Here is a 17282-nt window from a genome sequence, read left to right as displayed (position 1 = left end):
AAAGAAGCCGTTTTTGTTTGTCCGTTACTTCAGAAAATCTTCGCGCATTGGGGTGAAGGTATCAAGCAGAGTACCCGCTTCCAGGCAAACGCAGCCGTGCATCACATGCGGTTCTTTATACAGTGTGTCGCCTGCGGTAACGCGATGAGTTTCTTCGCCAATGGTGAATTCAAATTCACCTGACAGCACATAAGTTAGCTGTTCATGCGGGTGGTTGTGCATCGGGCCGATAGCGCCTTTTTCAAAATTAACCTGTACCGCCATCATTTTACCGTCATGCGCCAGAATACGGCGGCTCACGCCCGCACCTAAATCTTCCAGTTGAGTATCTTTAATAAAGGTGAACATTTCTTGATCCTTAGTTATGTGAAACATTGTTTCATTTAAATAATCGTATCCTGAAAAGTTCAATTGCGATAGTTCACCCCCGTGTTTTGTAAGGCCGATCACGCTTTCACGTTTTGTCGTCTCTCTGATATAACCAATGGAATAAATACGAACAGGTGAAACGTGATGAAAACAATTGGCTTGCTGGGAGGGATGAGTTGGGAATCGACTATCCCTTATTATCGTCTGATTAATGAAGGGGTTAAAAACCGTTTAGGGGGCTTACACTCCGCAAAGATCGTGCTGCACAGCGTTGATTTTCATGAAATCGAAGCCTGCCAGGCCAGTGGTGAATGGGATCGGGCGGGGGATATGCTGGCGCAAGCGGCACTGGGCCTGCAAAAAGCGGGTGCTGAAGGCATCGTGCTGTGTACCAACACCATGCACAAGGTGGCGCATCATATTGAATCACAGTGTGCGCTGCCGTTTTTACATATCGCAGATGCGACGGGCCGTGCCATTACGGCACAAGGCGTGAATCGGGTTGCGCTACTCGGCACGAAATACACCATGGAGCAGGATTTCTACCGGGGTCGCCTGACGGCTGAGTTTGGTATCGAATCCTTAATCCCTGATGAACCGCAGCGTTTGCGTATTAACCAGATAATTTTTGAAGAGCTGTGCCTGGGCAAAATCACCGCCGAGTCGAAGCAGTATTATCAGCAAGTTATTACCCAACTTCAGGAACAGGGCGCGCAGGGCGTGATTTTCGGTTGCACTGAAATTGGCTTGTTGCTTAATCAACAAGATTGCCCGCTCCCGGTATTCGATACCGCGGCTATTCACGCCGCTGATGCAGTCAATTTCATGTTGGCTGAGTAATATTTTTTTAGTTCATATTTCAAGTAACTGGCGGCTGAGTTCACTCTCCCGCCTTTTGTTATTTCTGCAATCTGGAGTCAATCCCATGCCTGTTTCCTTACTCGCGCTGGCGATGAGTGCGTTTGCCATCGGCACGACGGAGTTCGTCATTATGGGCCTGTTGCCCGACGTAGCGGGGGATCTGTCGATTTCTATTCCTGCGGCGGGATGGCTGATTAGTGGCTATGCGCTTGGCGTGGCAATTGGCGCACCGATCATGGCGCTGCTCACGGCAAAATTACCGCGCAAACTCTCACTCATCTTGCTGATGGTGATTTTCATCGTCGGTAACATTCTGTGTGCGCTGGCGCTGAATTATCATTTACTGATGCTCGCTCGCATTATTACCGCCCTTTGCCACGGCGCTTTCTTCGGCATCGGCGCAGTTGTGGCAGCAAGCCTGGTGGCACCTAATCGCAAAGCCTCGGCAGTGGCACTGATGTTCACAGGCCTGACGTTAGCCAACGTGTTGGGCGTGCCGATTGGCACCTGGTTTGGGCAATTGTACGGCTGGCGCTCGACGTTCTGGGGCGTGGCCATCATTGGCGTGGTGGCGTTTATTGCGCTGATTGTCAGTTTGCCATCGCAAAAGGAGGAAACTCCGCCAAACCTGAAACGCGAAGTCAGCGCGCTGGCGAACGGCAAACTGTGGCTTTCACTGGCAATGACGGTCTTTTTTGCCGCCGCGATGTTTGCTCTGTTTAGTTACATTGCGCCAATGCTTTTGCAGGTGACGGGCGTGACTCATCAAGGCGTAAGCTGGACGCTTTTCCTGATAGGTGCGGGTCTGACGGTGGGGAATATTTTGGGCGGGCGCCTGGCAGACTGGAAAGTTTCTTTCAGTTTGATCCTGAGTTTCAGCCTGATTGCTATTTTCTCACTGCTGTTCCGCTGGACCAGCCACGGCCTGTGGCTGGCTGAAATTACGCTGTTTCTCTGGGCGATGGCGGCATTTGCGACGGTTCCTGCGCTGCAAATCAACGTGGTTTTGCACGGCAAAGATGCACCGAATTTAGTTTCGACACTCAATATTGCCGCATTTAACGTTGGCAACGCATTAGGTGCCTGGGTTGGCGGCTCTGTTATTGCGCACGGTTTTGGGCTGACGGCGGTTCCTGTCGCGGCGGCAGGGCTTGCGGCGATTGGCCTGGCTATCTGCTTGATTAACTTCAGCAATGGCACCGGGCATCAGCATCCGGCGGCAGAACACTAAATCAGGCATCCAGCAGCGCATTTAGCGGTTCGATATAAATCTGCATATTGGTTTGTAAGTGCTCGCTAAAAGCGCTGACCAGCGCGGAAGCAGGGCGGTGCAGGGGGCGAATCAGGCTCATGGTAAACGGCACCGCCACGCTAAAACGTCGCGCAACAACGCCGCTTGAGGCGTAATCCAGAGCCGTCAACGGATTGACGACCGATACGCCCACTCCGGCCCGCACCATCGCACAAACCGAGGCTGCGCTGTGTGTCTCCATCACCATACGCCGCTTGACGTCGTGCTCCTGAAACAGTGAATCCAGCAATTGGCGATAGCTGTCGGTGCGCGAAAGGCTGATGTAGTTTTCCCCGGCAAAATCTTGCGGCGTGAGCACTTTTTTATGGGCGAGGGGATGGCTTGCGGGCAACACGCAGACTTCGTTTAGCGTCAGTAACGTCTGGCGTTCGGTTCCAGCGGGCGTCACGGTATTTTCGGTCAACCCTAAATCGTGGCGCTGGGCAGAAAGCCACTCTTCTAACAGCGGTGATTCCTGCGGCACGATATTGAGACTCAACTCAGGGTAACGCGCCAGAAACGGCTGCACTAACACCGGCAGAAAAGATTGTGAAAACACCGGCAGGCAGGCAATCGACAATTCGCCCTGGCGGAATTCACGCAGGCTTTCGGCGGCATTCAGAATTCTGTCCAGGCCATACCAGGAGCGCTGCACTTCTTCAAACAAGCGTAAGCCTTGCACGGTGGGATGTAACCGCCCGCGGCTACGTTCAAATAATTGCAGGCCAATCAGCTTTTCAAACCGCGCCAGCTCACGGCTGACGGTCGGCTGCGACGTATGCAGCAGCCCTGCAGCTTCAGTCAGATTGCCGGCTGTCATCACCGCGTGGAAAATTTCGATATGGCGTAAGGTTATTGAGGGCATAACGTTCTCCTGTTTCCATATCAGTTTTGCATAGACTCCAGGGAAAACGATATTTTTTCTTCACTTCGCGGTGTGGCGTAATATAAAAAAATGAAATGTTGCCGGAGCCACCATGCCACGCCCACTCAATAACACCGACACCGCGCTGAATGCGCAAAACCTGCTGGCATTGCCTGCGGAATTTGGCTGCCCGGTCTGGGTTTATGATGCTGAGATTATTCGCCAGCAGATTGCCCAATTGCGCCAGTTTGATGTGATTCGTTTTGCGCAAAAAGCGTGTTCTAACATTCACATTCTGCGTCTGATGCGCGAGCAGGGTGTGAAAGTGGATTCGGTTTCAGAGGGTGAAATTGTCCGCGCTTTGGCGGCGGGCTATAACCCGGTTGAAAACAAAGACGATATCGTATTCACCGCCGATATGATTGACCCATCGACGCTGGCGCTGGTGGCTGAACAGCAGATTCCGGTGAACGCGGGTTCCGTGGATATGCTGCAACAGCTTGGTGAAATGTCGCCGGGCCATCGCGTCTGGCTGCGCGTTAATCCTGGTTTCGGTCACGGCCACAGCCAGAAAACCAACACCGGTGGGGAAAACAGTAAGCACGGCATCTGGCATGCAGATTTGCCGCAGGCGTTAGAGGTTATCCAGCGCTACAAACTGCACCTGGTGGGCATTCACATGCACATTGGTTCTGGTGTGGATTATGGTCACCTCGAACGCGTTTGTGGCGCGATGGTGCAGCAGGTGATTGATTTTGGTCAGGATCTGGAAGCGATCTCCGCAGGTGGTGGTTTGTCCATTCCGTATCGTGAAGGCGAAGAAACCATCGACACTAATCACTATTACGGCTTGTGGAATGCGGCGCGTGAGAAAATCGCCCAGCGTCTGGGACACCCGGTGAAACTGGAAATCGAACCAGGCCGTTTCCTGGTGGCAGAATCCGGCGTTCTGGTCGCGCAGGTGCGCTCGGTTAAAAATATGGGTTCGCGCCACTTCGTGCTGATTGACGCCGGGTTTAACGATTTGATGCGTCCGTCAATGTACGGCAGCTATCACCATATTTCCGCTCTGGCAGGAGACGGACGTGAACTCGCTTCACTTCCAACAGTAGAAACCGTCGTGGCCGGGCCATTGTGCGAATCGGGCGATGTGTTTACTCAGCAAGAGGGCGGCAAAGTGGAAACGCGTGCGCTGCCGCCGGTGCAGGTCGGTGACTATTTAGTGCTGCATGACACCGGCGCGTATGGCGCTTCGATGTCATCCAATTACAATAGCCGCCCATTGTTGCCTGAAGTGTTATTTGATAATGGTGTGGCGCGACTGATTCGCCGCCGTCAGACCATTCAGGAATTGCTGGCGTTGGAAATGTAATACGGGCCAGGGCCGACTGACTCGCGTAACACCAGTTTGCCGACAAACGGCGGGATAGCTTTAAGCGGCTCGCCGTTTGCCAGTTTTATCGCCTGATCGATTGCCGTGGTGATCATGCTGTCGATAGGCAGATAAACGCTGGATAACGCGGGTTCAAGCCACTGCGCGCTCGGCGCATCATCAAAACCAAACAACGAAATATCCTGCGGAATCCGCACTCCAGCCTGATGCAGCGCCTTTGAAGCGCCCAGCGCCATATCATCGTTACAGGCAAACAGGGCGCTAAATGGCACCTGGCTTTCCAGTAATTCCTGACACAATTTATGGCCAAGCACCATGCTTGAATCGCCATATTTCACTCGGTCTTCGTTAAAAGCGATGCCATGTTTTTGCAATGCTTTTCTGTAACCCATCAGACGTGCCTGGCCGGTTGGCGTAGAAATAGGCACGGTAATGCAGGCGATATCTCGATGACCTTGCTCAATGAGATAATCGGTCGCCTGAAACGCAGCATCTTGCTGTTCAAAGAAAACGCAGCGATCGCGCGCCTGGCTAACATCGCGGTTAATCACGACCAGCGGGACTTTAATGCTGTTCATTAGCGACAATAAAGTCCGCTCGTTCATAAAACGGGTGTACAGCACGATGGCATCACAATGGCGATCGACCAGCATTTGCACGGCTTCCAGTTCTTTTTGCGGCGTATCGTGTCCATCGGTGACAATCAATTGCTTGCCCCAGACTTCCGTTTGCCGTGAGGCTTGTTGTAACAGGCGGCCAAAGTAGAACCCGTCAAAAGTCGACACCACCAAACCGACGCTATTACTGCTACGGTTCGCCAGTGATCGCGCCAGAAAATTAGGGCGATAGCCCAGTTCTTCCATGGCGGTAAACACCTGCTCGCGGGTGCTCTCTTTAACTTGCCCAATTCCGTTAAGCACGCGTGATACCGTTGCTTTGGAAACGCCTGCGCGTAGCGCGACATCCAGCATTGTTACCATCAATTCATTCCTGATTAAGACGCTTGCCGCGTGGTCGCATAATGGCGCTAGTTTATCACGCTGTGATGATGAAACATGGCGCTAGCAGCAATTGTCGTGCCGGATCACGCTTTTGAATGATTCATGCAACTTATATTTATTTGGTATACCAGATTATTCACATTGGAATTCCAATATAACAATGTGGGACGTTTATCACGGAAATGTTAATGAGTTGGTTCTATTTTTGGTATACCAAATCGGTCGTCTTCCATCGCTTTGAATAATAAAAAAACGACAACACTGAGGTATACCCTATGGCTTTGCAGGAAAAGTTAATCGACTCTCTGGGAAGTTTTGCCACTAAATTCAATAGCTACCGCTATATTATGGCGATCAAAGCTTCCTTCATTACCCTAATGCCGGTGATTATCGTCGGGGCATTCTCGGTCCTCATCTCGAATATGGTGTTGGATCCTAAAAACGGCCTCGCCAGTTTTTCTGCACTGTCATTTCTCGCCCAACTCAAGCCGATTACCGCGGCGATTAACTACGCCACGCTTAACTTTTTAAACATTGGCGCGGTGTTCCTGATTGGTATCGAATTAGGCAGAATCAACGGCATCAAAAGTCTGTTCCCAGGCTTGCTGGCGGTTATCTGCTTCATTTGCGTGACGCCAACCACCATCGAAATGATGGTCGATGGGCAAATGCATATGGTGAAAGACATTCTGGCGCGCCAGTTTTCTGACACCCGTAGCCTGTTCCTTGGCATGTTTATCGCTATTTTGTCGGTGGAAATTTACTGCTGGCTGGAAAAGCGCGAAGGGCTGAAGATCAAAATGCCGGATACCGTTCCGCCTAACGTTTCTGCCTCTTTCTCAGCACTGCTCCCTTCGATCATTACCGTTACCGCCATCGCGACTTTTGGTTTTGTTTTCCACCAAACTACCGGCATGTACCTGTATGACGCGGTGTATCAGGTGGTGCAGCAACCGCTGGAAAAAGTGGTGCAAAGCCTGCCGGGGATTTTGCTGCTGATGTTTGTCGCACAGCTGTTTTGGGTTATCGGTATTCACGGTAATCAGATGATCAAACCTATCCGCGAGCCGCTGCTGCTCGGGGCGATTACCGTCAACATGAGCGCGTTTGAGCAAGGCAAAGAGATCCCTAACATCATCACCATGCCGTTCTGGGATGTGTATATGAGTATTGGCGGTTCCGGTTTAACGATTGGGCTGCTGATTGCGGTGATGATTGCGACGAAGCGCAAAGAGATGAAAGAAATCGCCAAACTCTCTTTCGGCCCTGGGATCTTCAACATTAATGAGCCAGTGATTTTTGGTATGCCGATTATGCTCAACCCTATTCTGGCTATTCCTTTCATTATTACGCCGCTGGTTACCGGCACTATTGGCTACTTCGCAACGGCAATGGGTTTTGCCGGTAAAGCCGTTGTGATGGTGCCATGGACCACGCCGCCGTTGATTAACGCCTGGCTTTCTACCGCCGGTTCGATGGGCGCGGTCGTCACGCAACTGGGCTGTATTCTGGTTTCGGTTCTGATTTACCTGCCGTTTGTGAAAATAGCCTCTCGCCGTGCTGAACAAGCGCAGTTACAGGCCGAACAGCAACAACTTGCCAAAAACGTGTGAGGAAGGCATGAGCAACGTAAAAATCACTATTCCAGCAGATTTTATACTCGGTGCTGCGGCATCGGCCTGGCAAACCGAAGGCTGGAGCGGCAAAAAAGAAGGGCAGGATTCCTGGCTTGACGCCTGGTACAAAAACGACAGACATGTATGGCATGAAGGCTACGGCCCGGCGGTCGCGACGGATTTTATCAATCGCTACCGCGAAGATGTGGCGTTGATGAAACAGGCGGGATTAACGCACTACCGCACTTCTATCAACTGGTCGCGCTTTTTCACGGACTATGAAAAGGGCGTAATTGACGAGGAATATGCGCAGTATTACGACAACTTAATCGACGAAATGCGCCGCAACGGCATCGAACCGATGATTTGTCTTGAGCACTATGAATTGCCAGCCGTTTTATTTGAAACCTACGGCGGCTGGGCATCGAAGAAAGTGGTCGAGCTTTTTGTCTTGTACACTGAAAAAGTGTTTGCCCGTTACGCGCATAAAGTGAATCGCTGGTTTACGTTCAACGAGCCGATTGTGGTGCAAACCCGCGTTTATCTTGATGCGTTGCGCTGGCCGTATGAGCAAAACACCCATAAATGGATGCAGTGGAACCACCACAAAAACCTCGCCACGGCGAAAGTGGTGAAGCTTTTCCGCGAAAAAGGCTATAGCGGAACCGTCGGCTGTATTCTTAATCCAGAAGTGACTTATGCGCGCTCCAGTGCTGCTCATGACCAGCAAGCGGCGCAGATATACGATCTGTTTTACAACCGCGTATTTTTAGACCCGCTGGTGCACGGCGAGTATCCGCAGCAGCTTATCGAACTACTGAAAAAACATGATATTAAGTGGGATTACACCGAACAAGAGCTGGCGATTATCCGGGAAAATACCGTCGATGAACTGGGTATCAACTTATATTATCCACATCGCGTAAAAGCGCCGTCCCGCGCCTGGAATCAGGAGACGCCATTCCATCCAGCATATTATTACGAGCCGTTTGAGTTGCCAGGGCGGCGAATGAATAAGTCACGGGGTTGGGAAATCTACCCCCGTATCGTTTATGACATGGCGATGCGGATAAAAACGGAGTATCGCAATATTGCGTGGTTTGTCGCAGAAAGCGGGATGGGAACAGAAAACGAGGCGCAATTCCGCAATGCTGACGGCGTGATTGAAGATGATTATCGTATCGCGTTTATCAGCGAGCATTTGTACCAGACGCTGCGCGCTCGCGAAGATGGCGCTAACTGCCAGGGTTATATGCTGTGGGCGTTTACCGACAACGTATCGCCGATGAACGCCTTCAAAAATCGCTATGGATTGATTGAAATTAACCTGCAAAACAATCGCGAGCGGCGGGCGAAAAAATCTGCGCATTGGTATCGGACGCTGGGTGAAACTCACACGTTGCAGCTCAACGTTGATGATGAATGGAAATAATTGGGTACATAATTTGATAAGCTAGCGGGCATAAATCAGCGTCAGAACATAATGGCGCTGAGAATCAACAAATGCGGGTGATATCGTGGACAAGGTAGTGCTTTCGCCAGAAAAAAAACAATACCAGGAAATTGGTGAGGATCTACGCGCGCAAATAATGCAAGGACTGTATCCAGTCGGTTCACGTTTGCCGCCTGAACGTAATATTGCTGAAACCTATGGCGTCAGCCGCACGATTGTTCGTGAAGCGTTGCTGATGCTCGAACTGCAAGGCACAGTCGATATTCGCCAGGGTTCCGGTGTTTATGTCATGCGCGTTCCGGCAGAAAATGAAGCGGAAGAAGAAGCCTTTTTCAGCAGCGATATTGGCCCGTTTGAAATGCTCCAGGCGCGTCAGTTGCTGGAAAGTAATATTGCGGCATTCGCCGCAAAAATGGCGACCAAAGCGGACATCGACAACCTTAAGCGAATTCTCGAGCAAGAGCAGCGCGCGATCGCGATAAACGATCTGAGTCAGGATAACTGCAAGATGTTCCACCTGGTTCTGGCGGGCGCTTCGCAAAACCAGATGTTGCTGGCGACGGTGGAAAGTATCTGGCGCCATTTAGACAGCAGCCCAATGTGGCAGCAATTGCGGGCGCATATTGATACACGCAGCTATCGCCTGAAGTGGCTCGGCGACCTGCAAACTATTCTGGCGGCACTGCGCCGCCGCGATGTCATGGGTTCATGGCAGGCGATGTGGCAGCATTTAGAAAACGTTAAAAATAGCCTGCTCGAGCAATCTGATTCCGATGCGCCCGATTTCGACGGCTATCTTTTCGAGTCCGTTCCCATCTTTCAGGGGAAGCTGATGTGAAAATTCTCCCGCTGTATGCGATGCCGCAATATGCCGAGCAGGTTACAGACTGGATATGGCAGGCATTTGGCACTTCTGACAGCCGGGACTTTTTCGCTTCAATTGTGGCGACCAGCCAGCGGGAAGGGCAGTTGCCTTTAACTTTTGTGGCGGTTGAAGGTGAGAAACTGGTTGGAACGGTTGGGTTATGGCGCTGCGATTTAATTAGCCGCCAGGATCTTTATCCGTGGTTAGCGGCGTTATATATCGATGAAAGCCAGCGCGGACGTGGACTTGGGGCGAAGCTGCAACAGCACGTTATTGAACACGCCCGCGCACTGGGTTATCCGCAGCTTTATCTTTATTCAGCGTGCAAAGATTATTACGAGCGTTTTGGCTGGGAATATATCGGCGACGGGCTGGATTACCCGGATAAGGTGGTTCATCTTTATAAATACGTGCTTTAAACATTTACCACACACTAATTAAGGTTTAGAAACAATAGTTTTGCAGATTTCTGGCTTACTGGCGTAATACAGTCCAGGAACGTCCCCTTCCTCGTCACATAACGTGTAATCTAACGCCATTAATCCCAGAGGGATTATCCAGGATATGCTCATGAAAAAAACGAAACATGCAAGGCTAAACAATCCCCAGATATTACCAATGAGCGTTCCTTTTTTTAGTCGCTCAACGCCTTTTTGCAAAATTGTGCGGAATGAGAAAAAGAATACGTAAATGTAAGTTGGTATCCCTCCAATGGCGGTAATTATTCTTCCGTCATAAATAATAGTATTATCCAGCGTAATAAGGGAGTAGAGTCGATACTCCTCAATAAAAAACATAGAGTAATATACCATAATCAAAGATACGGCCATCAAAAAAATACCAGCAAATTTAAAGCCTACCCATTGTAATTTGGTATATGGTCGCATTTTAGAAACCTCTTTCATGTAGTGGTTTTGAAAATGGAGCCAAATGTTGATAATCCCATTCGCTCATTTTTTGCTGCTCAATGATAGCGTCACGAATTTTGTTTTTTAGATCTGTAGATAGCCCCATTTCGTTATCAAGATGATTTAATTGATTATTTAATATAATGCCTATTCCAATGATAAACCCAGCAATAATTACAACTGGAAAGCTGAAAAATGTCATCACCCCACCGACAATCCCGATCGCTACGCTTGACACAATTATTTTTGCTATATCCATTGGAATATCAACCAAAAAATCAACAAGGTGATAATCAGACTTAAATATCAGTTCAACACCTCGCAACGCTAACGAGGCATAAATACAAAATTTCATTCCTTTTATAAGGGCGGTTCCAAAACCGCGCATACCAATAGCCATTTCAAGCATTTGTGGGTTTGTTGCCCCATAACGGGTGCCTGTCAGTATGCGACGCAGGCCAGCATATCCAGTGATTTTAATGTATGCTTTGCCATTAATTACATATTCTACGGCTTTTATTTTTAGACAATTAAAGTTAAAAACTAATTTTCCCGTAGGGCTGTAGTAAGTTGTTAATTTGCTGAGGGTGCGAAATCCATCCAGGCCATCTTTAATATTCCCAGGCCCTAATCGATAGGAGAAGAAATAATCTAAATTACCAAGTAATTCATCTGATACCCCCTGCGCTTCCTCAATAGTTAGCAACATGATGTATCGGCTTTCAGTAATAAAATCACCATTGATAGCCGCCATGTCACGCAACACTGGATTCATACTTGGATAGGTTTGAAATTGATGCTCGTCGCGCAAGTAATCATGTGGCTTATTCTTTGAATTTCTTAATTCAGACATGACAACCTCCTTATTTATCAAAACTAATATTTAAAATACGCGATCATTCCACAGACTATACGCACTGGTCCCTGCATCACAATGTTCCCAGGTTATCGTTTCATAGCTGAAGGTGATTCTTTCCTGGGGTTCGGCTCCGTTATCCAGAAGATTGTGAGGTACAATGAATTCATTATGCGAAATTCGAGCTCCGGTAAGTTTGACTTTATAATAAAGGTTATTCATCCCAACCCGGTTGGTACGGTATAAATCCAGAACGCAGACAAGCATTTCATTATCATTGATCGCTTTGGCTAATAAAGGTGAAGCTTTATCAATCGGCTTAATGATCACCATTTCATGATGATTGACGTTTTGTGCTCGGGACATTGAATGAGTGACGGCATAAACCATAATCTGGTCAATGTGAGCGATTTGTGCTTTGTTACCAATAGAATCTAATGATGAGCATCCAGCAGAGATCAGGCCTTGTGTTTGACCATTTATGGTTAAATAGGCTAAGTTTGACATATCATTCCATTAATATCATTGATGTGATTTATATGATAAGGATTTGCAAGTTTATTAACCTGAAATCCTGGTCTCAATATAAATAAAATGCAATCATAATATTTTGGAAGGTTTTTCTACTTTATTTCGCTTTGTTACATATTTTATTAATTAATAATTAATCTGGTATTTAAAGTGCGAATGGATAAGGTTGTTTGTTATTTGCAGCCAGATTTTTTATCTGGCTGATTTCATTTTCTTTACTCGCCCGAATAGGCAATCACCGAATGCCGCCGCACAAGTGTTGGACTAAACATATGCGTGATTTCGGGTAACTCACGTTTTTCAGCCAGCGCCAAAGCCAGTTCCGCGGCCTGTTCTGCCATGGTAATGATCGGGTAACGCACCGTTGTCAGACGTGGGCGAACGTAGCGTGAAATCAACACGTCATCAAAGCCAATCAGTGAAATCTCTTTCGGGACATCAATGCCATTATCATTAAGAACACCCATTGCACCTGCGGCCATGGAATCGTTGTAACAGGCAATCGCGCTAAAGTTCTTTCCGCGCCCCAGCAGTTCCGTCATTGCCTGCTCACCACCGCTTTCATCCGGTTCACCATAAGTCACTAAGCGATCATTAATCGGTAATCCATGCTCCGTTAGCGCGTCGTAATAACCTTGCAAACGATCCTCGGCATCGGAAATTTGATGGTTGGAACACAAGTAGCCAATTTTAGTATGGCCTTGTTGAATCAGATGGCGGGTTGCAAGCCACGCGCCGTAGCGGTCATCGAGCGCCACACAGCGCTGCTCAAAACCCGGCAAAATTCGGTTGATTACCACCATGCCGGGCATTTGTTTCATTAAAGAAATGAGTTCTTCGTCAGGTATTTTTTTCGCATGAACGACCAGGGCCGCGCAGCGGTGGCGAATAAGTTGTTCAATCGCCTGTCGCTCTTTTTGTTCGTTGTGATAACCGTTACCGATCAGCAAAAAATTGCCGGTGCGATAGGCGACTTGTTCTACGGCTTTTACCATCGCGCCAAAAAATGGATCGGAGACATCGCCCACAATCAGGCCAATGGTTTCAGTGGTTTGCTGCGCAAGTGCGCGCGCATTCGCATTAGGATGGTAATTCAGCTCTTCCATCGCGCTGCTTACCGCCAGGCGTGATGCATCACTGGCTTTGGGGGAATCATTTATGACACGTGATACCGTGGCGACAGAAACGCCTGCCAGTTTTGCTACATCCTTAATTGTCGCCATCGAAGATTTTCCTGAGTGGGTAAGCGTTTACACAGTTTTAAGTGTTACGGAAAAGCCGCGTTACTTCAAGGGCGCAACTGTCGTCAGCGTCGCAAACCTCTCTAAAAAGAAACCAAATTCAGTGTAATCGTTACACATACCAGCACCACGAAAATCAAGCGTAGCGGTAGAAGATGGCATGTTATGGATTTTTAAAGATTTCAGAGTAAATTTTTGCTTACAGTTTGCATCGCGCTGTTGCTATTTCGCCATGGCGAAAAGTGACCAGGCACTGCTACATTTGAAGTCCCAGAGGTATTGATAGGTGATGTCAGCATCTAATGCTGATCACATGAATTACACCAACCTGCGCGGATGCGCAGGTTTTTTTTGTCCAAAAAATGGCAGCCTGTAACAAGACGCGATGTTTTAAACAACTGGTTGCACTTTCCGCTAATTCCCTTGCTTTTTCTCACTGGTAGCCTTGCGCTGACTGCGCCACAATTCAAGTCCCAGAGGTATTGATTGGTGAGAATTCTAGTTACGTTGTTAAGTAAATTCTTTGCACCGACCTGCGCAGATGCGCAGGTTTTTTTTGCCTTTTTTTCAGACTTTGCATTCACCCAAACTATCGCTCCTTTCCATTTAGTCATGTAATCTCCCACTACACTTAAGTACCTGCGGCTTATTCATGACAAAGGGAGTTGCTATGCTATTTGGTTTTTTCCGTGCACTTTTTCGTATTTTGTTCAGAGTGCGGCTATATGGCTCGCAGCAATCTCTTTCTCAGCCGCGCGTCCTGATTGTTCCAAACCACGTTTCCTTTATTGACGGTATTTTGCTGGCGCTGTTTTTACCTGGCCGGCCAGTGTTTGCTGTCTATTCATCTATTAGTCAGCAGTGGTACATGCGCTGGTTAAAATCGTTGATAGATTTCGTGCCGCTTGACCCAACCAAACCGATGTCGATTAAACATCTGGTGCGGCTGGTGGAGCAGGGCCGTCCGGTGGTTATTTTCCCTGAAGGGCGAATTTCTGTGACTGGCTCATTGATGAAAATTTATGAAGGTGCCGGGTTTGTTGCCGCAAAATCAAACGCGACCGTTATTCCCATCCGTATTGATGGCGCTGAGCTGACATTTTTCAGCCGCCTGAAAGGCTTGGTAAAGCGGCGTTTGTTCCCGCGTATCAGCCTGCATATTCTGCCGCCGACATCCGTTCCGATGCCAGAAGCTCCACGAGCGCGTGAACGCCGGAAAATGGCAGGGGAAATGCTGCATCAGATAATGATGGAAGCACGAATGGCAGTACGCCCGCGTGAAACATTGTATGAGGCATTGCTTGCTGCGCAATATCGTTACGGTGAGCGAAAAAACTGTATCGAAGATATCAATTTCAAACCGGATACTTATCGCAGTCTGCTGACCAAGACCTTGTTTGTCGGGCGTATTTTGAATAAATACAGTGCGCCGGGCGAAACAATTGGCCTGATGCTGCCCAATGCGGCTATCAGCGCCGCGGTGATTTTTGGTGCGTCGTCCCGTGGGCGAATTCCGGCGATGATGAACTACACCGCGGGCGTGAAAGGGCTGACCAGTGCGATTACAGCCGCACAGCTCAAGACGATATTTACTTCGCGTCAGTTCCTCGACAAAGGCAAATTATGGCATCTTCCCGAGCAGCTCACGCAGGTTCGTTGGGCCTTTCTGGAAGACTTAAAAGCCGATGTCACGTTGGCAGATAAGCTCTGGATCTTCGCTCATTTACTGATGCCGCATCTGGCCCAGGTAAAACAACAGCCAGAAGACGCCGCAATGGTGCTGTTTACTTCCGGCTCAGAAGGCAATCCAAAAGGTGTGGTCCACAGCCATAAAAGTTTGCTGGCGAACGTGGAGCAAATTCGCACGATTGCTGATTTTACGGCGAACGATCGCTTTATGTCGGCGCTGCCGTTGTTCCACTCTTTCGGCCTGACTGTGGGGTTATTTACGCCGCTGCTGACGGGTGCCGAAGTGTTTCTCTACCCAAGTCCGTTGCACTATCGCATTGTGCCTGAGCTGGTTTACGACCGTAATTGCACCGTGTTGTTTGGCACCTCGACATTCCTTGGCAACTATGCGCGTTTTGCAAATCCTTACGACTTCTTCCGCCTGCGTTATGTGGTGGCGGGTGCGGAAAAACTCCAGGAAAGCACCAAACAACTTTGGCAGGATAAATTTGGACTGCGCGTGCTGGAAGGCTACGGCGTGACTGAGTGCGCGCCCGTGGTTTCTATCAACGTTCCTATGGCCGCAAAAGTCGGCACCGTCGGGCGCATTCTGCCAGCGATGGATGCCAGATTGTTGTCAGTACCGGGAATTGAAGAAGGTGGGCGGTTGCAACTGAAAGGGCCGAACATCATGAAGGGCTACTTGCGAGTGGAAAACCCGGGTGTTCTGGAAGCACCGAGCGCCGAAAATGAACAAGGCGAGGTGGAGCAGGGCTGGTACGACACGGGCGATATCGTCAGTTTCGATGAGCACGGTTTTTGTGTGATTCAGGGGCGCGCAAAACGCTTTGCCAAAATTGCCGGTGAGATGGTTTCGCTGGAAATGGTAGAGCAACTGGCGCTCGGCGTTTCACCAGAGAAAATGCACGCTACGGTCATTAAAAGCGATGTGGCAAAAGGTGAGGCGCTGGTGATGTTCACCACGGATAGCGAACTGAACCGTGAAAAACTGCTGCACTTTGCGCGCGCGAATGGGATCCCAGAACTGGCGGTGCCGCGTGATATTCGTTTCATGAAACAGTTGCCGGTTCTTGGGAGCGGCAAACCTGATTTTGTTAGTCTGAAAACACTGGTAGACCAGCCGGAGACAGAGCATGCGTGATAATGCCGTAAACGATACCTCCATTTGGTCCAGAGGTATGATGGCAGTAACCTGCGCGCAATTTTTATCAGCGTTTGGTGATAACGCGTTGCTGTTTGCCACGTTGGCAGTGCTGAAACAGCAGTTTTACCCCGACTGGAGCCAGCCTGTTTTGCAGATGGTTTTTGTTGGCGCTTATATTTTATTTGCCCCGTTTGTCGGACAGGTCGCAGACAGTTTTTCCAAAGGGCGAGTGATGATGTTTGCCAACAGTCTCAAACTGGCTGGCGCAGCGTTGATCTGTTTTGGCTTTAATCCCTTCGTCGGCTATACACTGGTGGGGATTGGCGCAGCATCCTATTCGCCAGCTAAATACGGGATTTTAGGTGAACTCACCACGGGCGATCGTCTGGTGAAGGCGAATGGACTGATGGAAGCCTCGACCATTGCCGCGATTTTGCTGGGCTCAATGGCAGGTGGCGTGCTGGCCGACTGGCATATTGTGGCAGCGCTTGGCGTTTGTGTGTTGGTGTATGCCGGGGCGGTTGTCGCCAACATATTTATTCCAAAACTTGCTCCTGCTCGCCCTGGTCAGTCATGGCGCTTTACCCCGATGACGCGCAGTTTTTTCACGGCTTGCCGCACGCTTTGGCAAAACGGTGAAACTCGCTTCTCGTTAGTCGGCACCAGCTTGTTTTGGGGGGCGGGCGTCACGCTGCGCTTCTTGTTAGTGTTGTGGGTACCGGTTGCGCTGGGTATTACTGACAACGCGACGCCAACGTATCTGAACGCCATGGTTGCGGTAGGGATTGTGGTGGGGGCGGGGGCTGCAGCGAAACTTGTGACGCTCAAAACCGTCGCACGTTGTATGCCTGCCGGGATCTTAATTGGTGTCGGCGTGTTGTTCTTCTCGCTGCAACACGCACTGCTGCCGTCTTATATGTTGTTGGTGCTGATTGGTGTTCTGGGCGGGTTCTTTGTGGTTCCGCTCAATGCGCTGCTTCAGGAACGCGGCAAACATTCCGTCGGCGCAGGGAATGCGATTGCGGTGCAGAATCTCGGCGAAAATACCGCGATGTTGCTGATGCTTGGGCTTTACTCGCTGGCGGTAAAAACCGGCGCGCCGATAGTCGGAATTGGCATTGGTTTTGGCGCAGTGTTTGCGCTGGCGATTGGCTGGCTGTGGGTTTGGCAGATTCGGCAGAAATAGTTTTCTCCTCTCC

General features: G+C 49.5%; 17 protein-coding genes. 9 read left to right on the top strand and 8 right to left on the bottom strand.

What is annotated here, in order from left to right:
• Nucleotides 1-24: 24 nt before the first annotated feature.
• Nucleotides 25-348 carry a cupin domain-containing protein gene (locus tag AC0IWZ_RS16825; RefSeq protein ID WP_034498106.1) on the bottom strand — a complete coding sequence of 108 codons (324 nt, stop codon included), beginning with the start codon at nt 346-348 and terminating at the stop codon, nt 25-27.
• Nucleotides 349-513: 165 nt separating this feature from the next.
• Between AC0IWZ_RS16825 and AC0IWZ_RS16820 the strand changes: the two genes are divergently transcribed.
• Both AC0IWZ_RS16820 and AC0IWZ_RS16815 read left to right on the top strand, forming a co-directional pair.
• A complete protein-coding gene (locus AC0IWZ_RS16820) occupies nt 514-1209 on the top strand; it encodes an aspartate/glutamate racemase (RefSeq protein ID WP_034498104.1) in 696 nt (231 codons plus the stop codon).
• An 85-nt stretch (nt 1210-1294) separates the two neighbouring features.
• Nucleotides 1295-2461: an MFS transporter gene (locus tag AC0IWZ_RS16815; RefSeq protein ID WP_471678879.1), complete on the top strand. Its 1167-nt coding sequence runs from the start codon at nt 1295-1297 to the stop codon at nt 2459-2461.
• Between the two features lies 1 nt (nt 2462).
• On the opposite strand, the gene AC0IWZ_RS16810 is transcribed toward AC0IWZ_RS16815, so the two are convergent.
• Nucleotides 2463-3386: a LysR family transcriptional regulator gene (locus tag AC0IWZ_RS16810; RefSeq protein ID WP_471678880.1), complete on the bottom strand. Its 924-nt coding sequence runs from the start codon at nt 3384-3386 to the stop codon at nt 2463-2465.
• Between the two features lie 112 nt (nt 3387-3498).
• Between AC0IWZ_RS16810 and lysA the strand changes: the two genes are divergently transcribed.
• Nucleotides 3499-4758 (top strand): diaminopimelate decarboxylase, encoded by a 1260-nt coding sequence (lysA, locus tag AC0IWZ_RS16805; RefSeq protein ID WP_471678881.1) that lies wholly within the window; start codon nt 3499-3501, stop codon nt 4756-4758.
• Here lysA and AC0IWZ_RS16800 read toward each other — a convergent pair.
• On the bottom strand, nt 4731-5759 hold the full coding sequence (locus AC0IWZ_RS16800) for a LacI family DNA-binding transcriptional regulator (protein ID WP_034498097.1): 1029 nt from the start codon (nt 5757-5759) through the stop codon (nt 4731-4733). The genes lysA and AC0IWZ_RS16800 overlap by 28 nt on opposite strands.
• A gap of 296 nt (nt 5760-6055) precedes the next feature.
• On the opposite strand from AC0IWZ_RS16800, the gene AC0IWZ_RS16795 reads away from it, so the two are divergent.
• The 4 genes from AC0IWZ_RS16795 (at nt 6056) to AC0IWZ_RS16780 (ending at nt 10133) form a co-directional block, all read left to right on the top strand.
• The gene (locus tag AC0IWZ_RS16795; RefSeq protein WP_034498095.1) at nt 6056-7393 is read left to right on the top strand and encodes a PTS sugar transporter subunit IIC; all 1338 of its coding nucleotides are present in this window, start codon (nt 6056-6058) and stop codon (nt 7391-7393) included.
• Nucleotides 7394-7400: 7 nt separating this feature from the next.
• Nucleotides 7401-8828: a glycoside hydrolase family 1 protein gene (locus AC0IWZ_RS16790; protein WP_471678882.1), complete on the top strand. Its 1428-nt coding sequence runs from the start codon at nt 7401-7403 to the stop codon at nt 8826-8828.
• An 85-nt stretch (nt 8829-8913) separates the two neighbouring features.
• On the top strand, nt 8914-9687 hold the full coding sequence (locus tag AC0IWZ_RS16785; RefSeq protein WP_115627424.1) for a GntR family transcriptional regulator: 774 nt from the start codon (nt 8914-8916) through the stop codon (nt 9685-9687).
• Nucleotides 9684-10133, top strand: coding sequence for a GNAT family N-acetyltransferase (locus AC0IWZ_RS16780; RefSeq protein WP_471678883.1), 450 nt, complete (start codon nt 9684-9686; stop codon nt 10131-10133). The genes AC0IWZ_RS16785 and AC0IWZ_RS16780 overlap by 4 nt, the downstream gene beginning before the upstream one ends.
• Nucleotides 10134-10151: 18 nt before the next feature.
• Here the strand turns inward: AC0IWZ_RS16780 and AC0IWZ_RS16775 are convergent, their stop codons facing one another.
• The 5 genes from AC0IWZ_RS16775 to AC0IWZ_RS16755 all read right to left on the bottom strand — a co-directional run bounded on the left by AC0IWZ_RS16775 (nt 10152) and on the right by AC0IWZ_RS16755 (nt 13864).
• A complete protein-coding gene (locus AC0IWZ_RS16775) occupies nt 10152-10601 on the bottom strand; it encodes a hypothetical protein (protein ID WP_471678884.1) in 450 nt (149 codons plus the stop codon).
• Between the two features lies 1 nt (nt 10602).
• Entirely contained in the window at nt 10603-11475 is an 873-nt protein-coding gene (locus tag AC0IWZ_RS16770) for a hypothetical protein (RefSeq protein WP_471678885.1), read from the bottom strand.
• A 30-nt stretch (nt 11476-11505) separates the two neighbouring features.
• The gene (locus AC0IWZ_RS16765; RefSeq protein WP_471678886.1) at nt 11506-11985 is read right to left on the bottom strand and encodes an Hcp family type VI secretion system effector; all 480 of its coding nucleotides are present in this window, start codon (nt 11983-11985) and stop codon (nt 11506-11508) included.
• A 239-nt stretch (nt 11986-12224) separates the two neighbouring features.
• Entirely contained in the window at nt 12225-13232 is a 1008-nt protein-coding gene (gene galR, locus AC0IWZ_RS16760) for an HTH-type transcriptional regulator GalR (protein WP_034498080.1), read from the bottom strand.
• 317 nt (nt 13233-13549) lie between these two features.
• Nucleotides 13550-13864, bottom strand: a complete 315-nt coding sequence (locus AC0IWZ_RS16755; protein WP_471678887.1) for a hypothetical protein — start codon at nt 13862-13864, stop codon at nt 13550-13552.
• A gap of 56 nt (nt 13865-13920) precedes the next feature.
• On the opposite strand from AC0IWZ_RS16755, the gene aas reads away from it, so the two are divergent.
• Both aas and lplT read left to right on the top strand, forming a co-directional pair.
• Nucleotides 13921-16080 (top strand): bifunctional acyl-ACP--phospholipid O-acyltransferase/long-chain-fatty-acid--ACP ligase, encoded by a 2160-nt coding sequence (gene aas / locus AC0IWZ_RS16750; RefSeq protein WP_471678888.1) that lies wholly within the window; start codon nt 13921-13923, stop codon nt 16078-16080.
• Nucleotides 16073-17269 (top strand): lysophospholipid transporter LplT, encoded by a 1197-nt coding sequence (lplT, locus tag AC0IWZ_RS16745; protein ID WP_471678890.1) that lies wholly within the window; start codon nt 16073-16075, stop codon nt 17267-17269. The genes aas and lplT overlap by 8 nt, the downstream gene beginning before the upstream one ends.
• Nucleotides 17270-17282 lie beyond the last annotated feature (13 nt).

This window comes from Buttiauxella sp. AC142, from assembly GCF_979253435.1.
This window is presented reverse-complemented; position numbering and strand designations above follow the sequence as displayed.